Origin of the sequence: Mesorhizobium sp. Root554 (assembly GCF_001427025.1) — a bacterium.
In the GTDB taxonomy this organism is placed as follows: Bacteria; Pseudomonadota; Alphaproteobacteria; order Rhizobiales; family Rhizobiaceae; genus Mesorhizobium.
Genome location: NZ_LMGA01000001.1, coordinates 1,037,227 through 1,048,575, shown reverse-complemented (window position 1 = coordinate 1,048,575; position 11,349 = coordinate 1,037,227). Strand labels below are relative to the sequence as shown.

General features: G+C 61.9%; 12 protein-coding genes. 3 read left to right on the top strand and 9 right to left on the bottom strand.

All coding sequences use genetic code 11. From position 1 onward, the window contains the following. Positions 1-96 precede the first annotated feature (96 nt). On the top strand, positions 97-1,338 hold the full coding sequence (locus tag ASD44_RS05085) for a glycosyltransferase (protein WP_056109497.1): 1,242 nt from the start codon (positions 97-99) through the stop codon (positions 1,336-1,338). Between the two features lie 109 nt (positions 1,339-1,447). On the opposite strand, the gene ASD44_RS05080 is transcribed toward ASD44_RS05085, so the two are convergent. The 3 genes from ASD44_RS05080 to ASD44_RS05070 form a co-directional block, all read right to left on the bottom strand. Continuing rightward, positions 1,448-3,325 carry an ABC-F family ATP-binding cassette domain-containing protein gene (locus tag ASD44_RS05080; RefSeq protein ID WP_056115467.1) on the bottom strand — a complete coding sequence of 626 codons (1,878 nt, stop codon included), beginning with the start codon at positions 3,323-3,325 and terminating at the stop codon, positions 1,448-1,450. A 116-nt stretch (positions 3,326-3,441) separates the two neighbouring features. After that, positions 3,442-4,107: a hypothetical protein gene (locus ASD44_RS18315; RefSeq protein ID WP_156459778.1), complete on the bottom strand. Its 666-nt coding sequence runs from the start codon at positions 4,105-4,107 to the stop codon at positions 3,442-3,444. A gap of 228 nt (positions 4,108-4,335) precedes the next feature. Then, entirely contained in the window at positions 4,336-4,848 is a 513-nt protein-coding gene (locus ASD44_RS05070; protein ID WP_056109495.1) for a DinB family protein, read from the bottom strand. A 62-nt stretch (positions 4,849-4,910) separates the two neighbouring features. Here ASD44_RS05070 and ASD44_RS05065 point away from each other — a divergent pair, with 62 nt between their 5' ends. Further along, positions 4,911-5,600, top strand: coding sequence for a glutathione S-transferase family protein (locus ASD44_RS05065; RefSeq protein ID WP_056109494.1), 690 nt, complete (start codon positions 4,911-4,913; stop codon positions 5,598-5,600). Positions 5,601-5,682: 82 nt separating this feature from the next. Further along, positions 5,683-6,105 (top strand): nucleoside-diphosphate kinase, encoded by a 423-nt coding sequence (ndk, locus tag ASD44_RS05060; RefSeq protein ID WP_056109492.1) that lies wholly within the window; start codon positions 5,683-5,685, stop codon positions 6,103-6,105. 67 nt (positions 6,106-6,172) lie between these two features. Here ndk and ASD44_RS05055 read toward each other — a convergent pair whose 3' ends face one another. The 6 genes from ASD44_RS05055 to ASD44_RS05030 form a co-directional block, all read right to left on the bottom strand. After that, on the bottom strand, positions 6,173-6,589 hold the full coding sequence (locus ASD44_RS05055; RefSeq protein WP_082542385.1) for a YbaY family lipoprotein: 417 nt from the start codon (positions 6,587-6,589) through the stop codon (positions 6,173-6,175). A 103-nt stretch (positions 6,590-6,692) separates the two neighbouring features. Beyond that, complete coding sequence (locus ASD44_RS05050) at positions 6,693-7,187, bottom strand: molybdenum cofactor biosynthesis protein MoaE (RefSeq protein WP_056109490.1); 495 nt, start codon at positions 7,185-7,187, stop codon at positions 6,693-6,695. Positions 7,188-7,191: 4 nt separating this feature from the next. Beyond that, positions 7,192-7,443: a molybdopterin converting factor subunit 1 gene (gene moaD / locus ASD44_RS05045; RefSeq protein ID WP_056109489.1), complete on the bottom strand. Its 252-nt coding sequence runs from the start codon at positions 7,441-7,443 to the stop codon at positions 7,192-7,194. A gap of 6 nt (positions 7,444-7,449) precedes the next feature. Further along, positions 7,450-8,046 (bottom strand): CDP-diacylglycerol--glycerol-3-phosphate 3-phosphatidyltransferase, encoded by a 597-nt coding sequence (pgsA, locus tag ASD44_RS05040; RefSeq protein WP_056109487.1) that lies wholly within the window; start codon positions 8,044-8,046, stop codon positions 7,450-7,452. Positions 8,047-8,192: 146 nt separating this feature from the next. Further along, a complete protein-coding gene (uvrC, locus tag ASD44_RS05035; protein WP_056109485.1) occupies positions 8,193-10,238 on the bottom strand; it encodes an excinuclease ABC subunit UvrC in 2,046 nt (681 codons plus the stop codon). Beyond that, positions 10,235-10,999 (bottom strand): SDR family oxidoreductase, encoded by a 765-nt coding sequence (locus ASD44_RS05030; protein ID WP_056109483.1) that lies wholly within the window; start codon positions 10,997-10,999, stop codon positions 10,235-10,237. The genes uvrC and ASD44_RS05030 overlap by 4 nt, the downstream gene beginning before the upstream one ends. Positions 11,000-11,349 lie beyond the last annotated feature (350 nt).

The following is an 11,349-nucleotide window of genomic DNA, read 5'->3' as shown; positions in this document are numbered from 1 at the left end:
CCCTCCATGCCATAGATATGGCGCAGTGGGGACTTGCGGCAAGACCCATGCCCGGCTGTATGAACGCGTCCCTGAACCGGAAAGAAGGGATAGCGAATGCGTGTATTGCTTTCGACATATGGATCGCGCGGCGACACCGAGCCGTTGGCCGGGCTGGGCGTCGCCTTGCAGGCACTGGGCGTCGAGGCCGTGGTTTCGGCGCCGCCCGACGATGAGTTCGTCGACCTTCTGGCGCGCGCCGGCGTCCCTCTGGCGCCTGCCTTCACCTCGGTCCGCACCTGGATCAAGGACAAGGCAAAACCATCGGCGCCGGCGGATTTCAACCAGCTGGCGACGGAAATGATCGCCGGACAGTATGAGGCGGTAGGCGCGGCGGCCGAGGGATGCGACGCCATCTTGGCGACCGGCCTGATGCCGTCGGCGGCGGCGGCGCAATGCGTGGCCGAAAAAATGGGCGTTCCTTATTTCCACGCCAGCTTCTGCCCGCTGTTCCTGCCGTCGCATCATCATCGGCCTTACCGCTATCCAGGCGACCCGCTGCCGCCCGAGGTCAACGACCCGCGAGCGCTGTGGGATCTGAACGCCAGCGCCATGAACGCGCGGTTCAGCGGCGCTGTAAACGCCCACCGTGCCGCGATCGGCCTGCCTGAAATCGATAACGTCCGCGACCATGTTTTCACCGATCGGCCGCTGCTGGCTTCCGATCCAGTCCTCTGGCCCTGGCAGCCGACGGACCTGTGCGCCGCGATACAGACCGGCGCGTGGGTACTGCGGGACGAACGCCCGCTGCCAGCCGATCTTGACGCTTTCCTGGAAAAGGGCAGCCCGCCCGTCTATGTGGGTTTCGGCAGCATCGCCTTGCCGACCACGAGGGATGCGGCGCACACCGCGATACAAGCCGTGCGTGCACAGGGCCATCGTGCGGTCGTGGCGCGCGGCTGGGCCAACGCGGCCCTGCTCGACGACGGCGACGACTGTTTTCTCGTCGGCGAGGTCAACCAGCAGGCGCTGTTTCGCCGGGTCGCCGCGATTATCCACCATGGCGGCGCGGGGACGACGACAACGGCGACGCGGTCGGGCAACCCGCAGGTGATCGTGCCGCAGATCGTCGATCAGCCCTATTGGGCGACGCAGGTGGCCGCGCTGGGGGTGGGGGTCGCGCATGACGGCGCGGTGCCGACGCTCGAATCCCTGTCGGCAGCGCTTGCAAAGGCGCTGGCACCCCGGACGCGCGCACGCGCCAGCGCCGTCGCGCTCACCATGAATGCCGATGGTGCAAAAACGGCGGCGAAACTGCTGTTTGAAAGGATTGCACGAGAACCGGCGGAAGCCGTTTAAGCCGTTGAGCCCGTGACGGAAGGAGGTAGACGAAACTGTCCCACATCTCTCCGGCGGTCCACGGGAGGAAGGGTTTTCGGGCGAGGCAGCGTTGCCCCGACCCGAAAGCCTATTCGGCTATCCCCTCTTCATACTCAGCGCTCATCGACAGCCAGCGTTCCTCATGCCCGGCGAGCTGTGACGATAGCTGCGAGCGCTCCTTGGCGAGCCTTGTGGCGCCGACCGGGTCCTTCTCATAGAGCGCTGGATTGGCCAGCTCGTCCTCGATGCTGTCGAGGCGCTTGCGCAGCCGATCCATCAGCCCTTCGGTGGCGCGGATTTCCTTGGCCAGCGGCTCCAGTGCGGCGCGGCGGGCGGCGGCTTCGCGACGCCGGTCGGCCTTGGACGCTTTGTCCGCCTCGCGCTTCTCGCGGCTGTTGGAGGAGACTCCGGTGACCAGCGTCTTGTAATCGTCGAGATCGCCGTCATAGGGATGGACCGCACCGTCCTTGACCAGCCAGAGCCTGTCGGCGGTGGCTTCCAGCAAGTGGCGGTCATGCGAAATCAGGATGACAGCACCGGGAAAATCGTTCAGCGCATGGACCAGCGCCTCGCGTGAATCGATGTCGAGGTGGTTGGTCGGCTCGTCGAGGATGAACAGGTTCGGTCCATCGAAGGCTGCCAATCCCATCAAAAGCCGGGCCTTCTCGCCGCCGGACAAATCCTTTGCGGCGGTGTTCATCTTCTCGGTGGGAAGGCCAAAATTGGCGACCTTGGCCCGCACTTTTGATTCCGGCGCCTCCGGCATCAGCCGGCGAACATGCTCGTAGGCGTTTTCCTCGGGGCGCAGGTCATCGAGCTGGTGCTGGGCGAAGATTGCGACCTTCAGCCCGGGGGCTACGGTCATCGTTCCCGTACCGGCCTTCAGCCTCCCTGCCAAAAGCTTGGCGAAGGTGGACTTGCCGTTGCCGTTGGCGCCGAGCAAGGCGATGCGGTCGTCGGCGTCGATTCGCAGCGTCATCTTCTTCAAAATGGCCTGTCCCGGCGCATAGCCGACATCAACGCCGGACAGCGCGACGATCGGCGACGCCACGATCTTGACCGGCTCCGGAAATGAAAACGGGCGCACATTGTCGTCGAGAATCGCGCCGATGGGCTTCATCTTCTCCAGCGCCTTGATGCGCGACTGCGCCTGCCGCGCCTTGGAGGCCTTTGCCCGGAAACGATCGATGAAGGATTGCAGGTGCTTGCGGTGCGCCTCCTGCTTGACGCGGCCCTTCTCCTGCAGCTCGCGCTGTTCGGAAAGCTGCCGCTCGAACTGGTCGTAGCCGCCGCGCCAGAAGGTCAGTTTCTTCTGGTCGAGATGAACGATCGAATTGACGGCGCGGTTGAGAAGATCGCGGTCGTGCGAGATCAGCAGAACCGTATGCGGATATTTCGCCACATAGTTTTCCAGCCACAGCGTGCCTTCGAGATCCAGATAGTTGGTCGGCTCGTCGAGCAGCAGCAAGTCCGGCTCGGAAAACAGCACCGCGGCGAGCGCGACGCGCATGCGCCAGCCGCCCGAAAAGGACGCCGCCGGTCGTTTCTGCGCGTCATCGTCGAATCCGAGGCCAGCCAGAATGGTGGCGGCGCGGGATTCGGCCGAATGCGCATCAATATCGGCCAGCCGGATATGGATCTCGGCGATGCGGTCGGGGTCTGTCGCTGTTTTTTCCTCTTCCAGCAAGGCTGCCCGTTCCTTGTCGGCCTTGAGCACGATCTCGATAAGCGGCTCTTCGGTTCCCGGCGCTTCCTGGGCCACCTGTCCGATTCGGGTATTTTTCGGGATGCTGACGGAACCAGTCTCGGATGACAGGTCGCCGGTTATGGCGCGAAACAGCGTCGTCTTGCCGGTGCCGTTGCGGCCGACAAGGCCTGCCTTGGTGCCCGCAGGCAGCGTCAAGGAAGCATGGTCGAGGAGAAGGCGTCCGGCGATGCGGAGTGAAAGATCGTTGATTGCAAGCATGGCGCGGCGGTTTTGCACGGCGAGGCCGCATTGCGCAAGACTGTGCGCCACGAAAGAAATCGGCCCGCCGAAGCGGGCCGTTTCAGGATGTTCACTGTGAACCGAGGGGTTCAGCGTTAGCGGAGCTGCCGCAGCATCATGCAGAGCTGGCGCAGGCTGGGATCGTAGCCGCCGCCACCGCTCAGCACGTCGACACAGCGGCGCTTCAGCCTCGTGACCTCGCCGGCAGAGAGATCGGCAATGACACTTGGGGTGTTCGGGTTCACGCCCGGCCCACCAGGACCACCAGGGCCGCCAGGCCCGCCGGGACCTCCGGGACCTCCGGGGCCACCAGGTCCGCCAGGTCCGCCGATGCCTATATCGATACCCAGATCGACGGTCTTCGGTCCGCCGACATTGGCATTGACATTGGCATTGATGCCATTGGTGCCGCCGATCGAAGCGGTGACGTCTGCATCCGCCAGACCCTTGCTGGTGGCGACATCGGCGTTTGCCTTGGCATTGATGCCATTGGCGCCGCCAACAGAGGCGGTCGTACGGGAGACGGCCAGACCCGAGCTGCTACCCACCTTGGTGTTGGAATCGACATTGATGCCGTTCGTCCGGCTTCCTACCGTGGCGCCTACATCGACGCCGAGGCCGTTGGAACCGCCTATACCGACAGACACACCGAAACCTCCGTCGCGGTTGCCGATGTCGATTGCATAGGCCGGAATAGAAACCGCAGCGACAATCACTCCCGCCGCCAGCGTACCGGCTAGTCTTTGGATGACGTTTGCCATGATATTCTCCATAGGTTGCCTCAAAATCACGACGAGCGATGGCCCCTCGCACATTTGACTACGAATAAAGAATACTTTTGGTTTCTTCTTAGAAGTCTAATTGCTGGTTCTTGGTTTTTTGCGGTTTTACGAATGCCGTAAACTTATATTTAACATATATTTAATTTGAATCATGCTGTCCAAAGACAAGGTCACCTTGCATATAAGTCTATATGACCTTCGACCTTATCAAGCGAATGCGCGACCGTCCTCGGTCCGCTGGAAATAAATCAGGTCCAGCTGGACGGAGGACTTTCCAAGGACGGTCAGGATCATATGGGCCTGGCCACGATGATGCGTCTGATGATTGAAAAGGTGGTCGAGCGCTGGTGACAGCCGTTGCGAGATGGTTCGCATGTCGGTCGCCGTCATATAGGTGAAGCGGCCTGCAAGCGCCTTGGCATCGAGGGAATCGACCCAGTCGAGGATGCGGCGATCCTCGTTTTCGCGCATGGTGCGCAGGACCGGGAAAGCCTTGTGCAGGATCGCATCCAGCCGGGACGGGGCGTCCCCCTCGCCCGTAAACCGCTTCATCCAGATGCGGTCAGTCACCAGGAGATGGTTGAGCGTGCCCATCATCGAACCGAAGAACGCGCCGACATCGCGGCTGAACTCCTCGTCGGTCAGCTCGGCGGCAGCATCGTATATCCTGTTGTTGGCCCATTGATTATAGGCCGCAAGCATCATGAAATGCTGTTTCACCGTTTGTCCCTCGCAGGCTGGCGCTTCGGCGCACTACCTAACCTCGGCAGTCAGGAACGCCAATGACCATTTTGCTCTATGACCTCGTCGGCAAGAACGTGTCGCGCCCTTTCAGTCCGCATTGCTGGAAGGCAAGAATGGCGCTCGCGCACAAGGGGCTCGGCTTCACAGCAGTGCCGACCCGGTTCCTTGAGGTTCCTCATGTCGAAGGCGGAGCCAAGATCGTTCCCGTCATCCGCGACGGCGACAAGATAGTAGCAGATTCGTTCGCCATCGCCGTCTATCTGGATGACGCCTATCCCGAACGGCCAACGCTTTTCGGCGGAGAAGGCGGCAAGGCCTCGGCGCGTTTCATCGAACGCTGGTCGCAGACGCAGCTTCACCCCTTCCTGGGATCGGTTGCGCTGATGGATATCTACCGCCTGCAGGATGCGGAAAACATGGTCTACTTCCGCCAAAGCCGCGAAGCGCGCTACGGCAAGCCGCTCGAGCAAGTGGATGCCGAACGCGACGAACATCTGCCGGCATTCCGCAAGCGGCTGGATCCCGTGCGCGAAACGCTCAAATATCAACCTTATATCGGCGGATCGTCGCCGCTCTTTACCGACTACATCGTTTTCGGCGCGTTGCAGTGGGCGCGGGTCTCGACCTCGTATCCGTTACTGGAGGACGGCGATCCGGTGAATGCCTGGTTCGAGCGCTGTCTCGATCTTTTCGATGGACTGGGGCGAAGGGTCGCGGCCGCGGCGTGAGGGAAGCGAGGCCTTGGCAATGGGCCGGGCGGCTTGTATAGAGCGCGCCACTCAGCAATTCCTATCCGCACAAGGACAGACCATGGCGCTCGAACGCACCTTTTCGATGATCAAGCCGGACGCGACCCGGCGCAACCTGACCGGCGCAATCACCAAGATGCTGGAAGACGCCGGCCTGCGCGTTGTGGCTTCAAGGCGCGTGTGGATGAGCCGTCGCGAGGCGGAAGGTTTTTACGCCGTGCACAAGGGCCGGCCCTTCTTCGAAGAACTGGTCGAGTCCATGTCGTCCGGCCCGACCGTGGTACAGGTTCTCGAAGGCGAGAACGCCATCGCCAAGAACCGCGAAGTAATGGGAGCCACCAATCCGGCCAATGCCGACGAAGGCACCATCCGCAAGGTCCACGCGGTTTCCATCGGCGAGAACTCGGTCCACGGCTCCGATGCGCCGGAGACCGCCGCGCAGGAAATCAAGTACTGGTTCTCCGACACGGAAGTCGTCGGCTAAGGTCGCAAACGTTCAATAAAAAGCCGGGCTTCTGCCCGGCTTTTTTGTTGTCCGTCGTTCGCCGCGATCAGTTTTTCACCATCTTCAACATGATCTTCTGTGGCCCGGCCGTGAGCGGATCGACCTGCAGGCGCTCATCGTTGATGAACATCAGCTTGTCGTCGACTGTGATGCGGGCCTGCAGCGCATAAGTCATTTTGGGCTGGATGGCGGAAGAATCGAACTTCAGCTCGAACTTGACCGGCACCTGGCCGGCCGGACGAAACTCCCGTTCAGCTACCATGGCGGCAGGCGCATCCGCCAGTGAGACATCGGCAAGCTGGACGGTAAGCACGGCATTCGGCGGCAATGCGATCCGCTCGCGATATGTGGCCTCGCCGGTCAGCGTCTGTTCGGCGGCCATGGAGAAATCCGGCGTCGCCAGCATGCCGACGACGAGTGGCGCAAATCCGAAGATGAAGAATTCCGCGATCCGGTCCAGCATTGAGGTTCTCCTTTGCCACTAGATGGCAGAAGGAATGCGGACAATCCAAGGCGGGCCGGCGGCGTTCTTCGGGTATGTTCGAGAACGGCGTCCCCGCCGCGTTCTACGCCTTCCTGTCCAGTGGGGAAGTCCGATCCCAACGCGCTGTAGCCCGTTCATCCGCCTCCTTGGCGTCGATCCACGCGCCCTGCGTTCCGTCCGCACGATGCTCTTTCTTCCAGAAAGGCGCGCGCGATTTCAAATAATCCATCAGGAAACTGGCGGCCTCGAAAGCCGCCTGACGATGCGCGGAAGCCGCAATCACAAGAACGATATTCTCGCCCGGCCTGACCTTGCCGTAGCGGTGGATCGCCGTCAGGCCTTGCAGCGGCCAGCGCGCCATAGCTTCCATAGCGATGCGTCCGATCTCGGCCTCGGCCATGCCTGGGTAGTGTTCCAGCTCAAGCGCAGCCAGCGCGCCGGCCTCGTCGCGGCAAAGCCCCGAAAAGGTAACGATGGCGCCAATGTCTTTGCGACCGGCCGCGACGCGGGCCATCTCCGCGGCAAGGTCGAAATCCTCGGCCTGGATGCGCACGCTCGGCAAGACCGGAGCGGTCATGGCGTCAGCCGCCCGTCATCGGCGGAAACAGCGCGATCTCGCGGGCGCCGCCGATCTTCTCGCGATGATCGACGTGCTCCTGGTCGATGGCGACGCGGATCACTTCCGGAACCTGCAAAGCGTGCTCATATTCGTCGCCCTGCCCGCGCAGCCAGCGCAGGAGATCGGACACGGTCTCGATACCGGCGGGAAGATCGATTTCCTCTTCCGGCTTACCGATCCGTTCCCGGACCCAGGCAAAATAGATCAGTTTCATGACCGTCTATTCGTCGACAATGTGCTTCAGACCGGCACGGAAATAATCGTAGCCCGTATATAGGGTGACCACGGCGGCGATCCAAAGCAGCACCAGTCCGATTTGTGTCGTGAGCGGGAAGATCTTGTCGCCAGCCGGACCGGCGAGCAGGAAGGCGATGGCGACCATCTGGATGGCAGTCTTCCACTTGGCCAATTGCGTGACCGGCACAGAGACTTTGAGTGCCGCCAGATATTCGCGCAGCCCCGACACCAGGATTTCCCGGCACAGGATGATGATCGCAGCCCATAGAGACCAGCCGGCTATCCCGGCATGGCGGTCGGTATCGGCGGCGAGAAGCAGCAGGCATGTAGCGACCAGAAGCTTGTCGGCGATCGGGTCCAGCATCCTGCCTATGTTGGACGTCTGCTGCCAGGCCCGCGCCAGGTAGCCGTCAAGATAGTCGGTCACGGAAGCGAGCAGGAAGATCAACAGCGCCAACCAGCGGGCGAAGTCGCTGGACTTCAAGTGCCCTTCGAGGAAAAAGCACAGCACCACCAGCGGCACCGCCACGATCCGGGCGTAGGTCAGCATGTTGGGAAGATTGAATGCGCGTTTGGCCATGGGTTCCTGATCTTTCTTCCGCCTCGGTACTCAAATCAGAAGCGCATGTAGCGGGTCAACTGGCGAAATTCGGCTGACCAGACGAAACGGACAGCCGTCCGTCAATTGTGGCGAGAGCGATGTGTCGCATTCATGACCGCATCCCCTCATGTTTCATGGAAATGGTTGTACACCAGCCGCGCGACGGATTCGGAAATTCCATCTACGCTCATCAGATCCTCCATCGCCGCGCGGCCAACAGCCTTCGCCGTGCCAAAGTGCAGGAGCAAGGCGCGCTTACGGCCCGGGCCAATTCCGCTGATTTCGTCCAATGGGCTCTTTATCATCTCTTTCTTGCGCCGGGCGCGGTGCGAACCGATGGCAAAGCGATGGGCTTCGTCGCGCAGCCGCTGGACGAAATAAAGCACCGGGTCGCGAACGGGCAGCGAGAAGGACGGCTTGCCCTCGACAAAGAACCGCTCGCGCCCGGCTTCCCTGTCCTGGCCCTTGGCGACGCCGATGGCGACGACCCGGTCCTCGATGCCAAGATCGGACAGGATCTTGCGGACAGCCGACATCTGGCCCTGCCCGCCATCGATCAGGATGACGTCGGGCCAGGCCGGGAAGGAGCCGGAGACATCGTCGCTGTCCGAGCCAGCGCCGGTCTCCTCGCCATGCTCCTTCAGCAGCCTTGAAAACCGCCGTTCCATGACCTCGCGCATCATGCCGAAATCGTCGCCCGGCGTGATGTCGGTCGAGCGGATGTTGAATTTTCGATACTGGTTCTTCACGAACCCTTCCGGCCCCGAGACGATCATGGCGCCGACAGCGTTCGTGCCCATGATGTGGGAGTTGTCATAGACCTCGATGCGTACGGGCGGCTTTTCGGTGCCGAAGGTTTCGGCGAAGCCGGTCAACAGGCGGGCCTGCGTCGAGGTCTCGGCCAGCCGGCGGCCCAACGCTTCCCGGGCATTCTGCAGCGCATGGTCGGTCAGATCCTTCTTCTCGCCACGCTGCGGGACATTGATGGACACCCTGCGCCCTGCCCGCGTCGAAAGCGCTTCGACGAGCAATTCCTGATCCTGCACTTCCTGCGACAACAACACGGAACGAGGCGTCGGCTTGTCGTCATAGAACTGCGCCAGGAAGGAACCCAGCACCTCCGATGCTTCCAGCGCCGGATCGGCCTTGGGGAAATAGGCGCGGTTGCCCCAGTTCTGTCCTGTCCGGAAGAAGAACACCTGGATGCACACCTGCCCGCCCTCCTGATGGATGGCGAAGACATCCGCCTCCTCGACGGATTGCGGGTTGATGCCCTGATGGCTTTGCACATGCGCCAGGGCCGCCAGCCGGTCGCGATAAACGGCGGCGCGCTCGAAATCGAGGTCTGCCGACGCCTCCTGCATGGCGGACGACATTTCCGTCTTCACTTTCTGGCTGCGGCCGGAAAGGAAGCCCTTCGCCTCGCCGACCAGTTCTGCGTAGGCAGTGTGAGAAATCTCACCGGTACAGGGGCCGGCGCATCGCTTGATCTGGTAGAGCAGGCACGGCCGCGTGCGGTTTTCGAAAAAAGAATCGGTACAGCTGCGCAGCAGGAAAGCGCGCTGCAATGCGTTGATGGTGCGCCCGACCGCCTGCGCCGAGGCGAACGGGCCGAAGTACTCGCCTTTACGCGAACGGGCGCCGCGATGCTTGTAGATGCCCGGAGACGCATGGTCGCCGGTCAGAAGGATGTAGGGGAACGATTTGTCATCCCGCATCAACACGTTGAAACGCGGACGCAAGCGTTTGATAAGATTGGCTTCCAGAAGAAGCGCTTCGATTTCGGTCCGGGTGACGACGAACTCCATCGTCGATGTTTCGCGCACCATCCGGCCGATGCGGTTGGTGTGGAACCGTCCCTGCGCATACTGCGTGACGCGCTTCTTCAGGCTGCGCGCCTTGCCGACATAGAGCACGTCGCCGGTCGCATTCATCATCCGGTAAACGCCCGGCGCATTGGGGAGGCGCTTCACCAGCGTCTGGATCACCTCGGCGCCGATCATGCCGTCGGCATCGCCGGCATGCGGCGTCCAGTCTATGGCCGTGAAAGCGATCTCGGGGCCGGACGGAACTGGTGCTTCGACTATTTCATCGTCAATGGCATCGACCTCGGGAAGATCGTCCGCCGCGGTCAGGCCACGCGCTCCACTTCTGACGTTTGCAGGACTCATTCCACCATGCCTGTCACATCCGGCGTCTGCCAGGCAAGATGCTGGCCGCCGTCGAGGGCGATCATCTGGCCGGTGATCGAGCGCGCCTGCCAGAGATAGCGGATCGTTGCGCCGAATTCGGGCAATTCCGGGCCACGCTTCAACATCAGATTGTCGACCTGGTGCTGGAAGTCCTGATCCGACTGGCGCGCACTGCGCAGGGACGGGCCCGGGCCGATAGCGTTGACCCGGATGCGCGGCGCCAGCGCTTGCGCCATTGTCTGGGTCGCCGCCCACAGTGCGGATTTGGAAAGCGTATACGAGAAATAGTGTGGCGTCGGCCGCCAGACGCGCTGATCGACAATGTTGACGACAAGCCCGTCCAAAGCCGCCGGCAACGCCTTGGCGAAGGTCTGCGTCAGGATGGCCGGCGCTTTCACATGGATGGCGAAGTGCCTGTCCCAATTTTGCCAATCGAAATCCAGAACGGAATCATTTTCGAAGATCGACGCGTTGTTGACGAGAAGCGAAATCGGCCCGAGCTGGCGGGCGGCTCGGTCGATGAGCCCCGCAGCGGCGGCCATGTCGGTCAGATCGGCGCCGATTGCGGCGGCGCGGCCACCTGCAAGGTTGATTTCCGCGGCCAGAGCCTCGGCCGTATCCAGAGAGCTGTTCGCATGAATCGCGACGGCAAAGCCGTGCGCCGCCAAATCCTCGACAATCGCCCTGCCAAGCCGCTTCGATCCTCCCGTAACCAGCGCCGTTCCGGCGGCTTCCTTCATCTGTCAATCCTTGTTTTGTCCCGCAAAAGCCCGGTTCGGCCAAATTTGACCGGCCAACCGTTAATTGCCGTTCTTACCTTGGGCAGCATTGTGGCAAAGGGCACTCGAAACGCTCGAATCCGCTGAAGGATTCGGCAGGCTGAAACCCAATATAGGCTTTCGGACGCCTTGCTCCAAGCCGGCTTGCGACCCCCCTCCTCCAGTCTGCTGACAAAACATGTTGCACAGATGCAACGTCCATTTTCCGCCTCATTCGCGCCGGGGAATGACCCAAGTTCAGGTTCGCTTCAGCCGCATTTGGCCACCACATTCCGGAACAGATGAACGCCGGATCCGTTACTCCCCTCGGA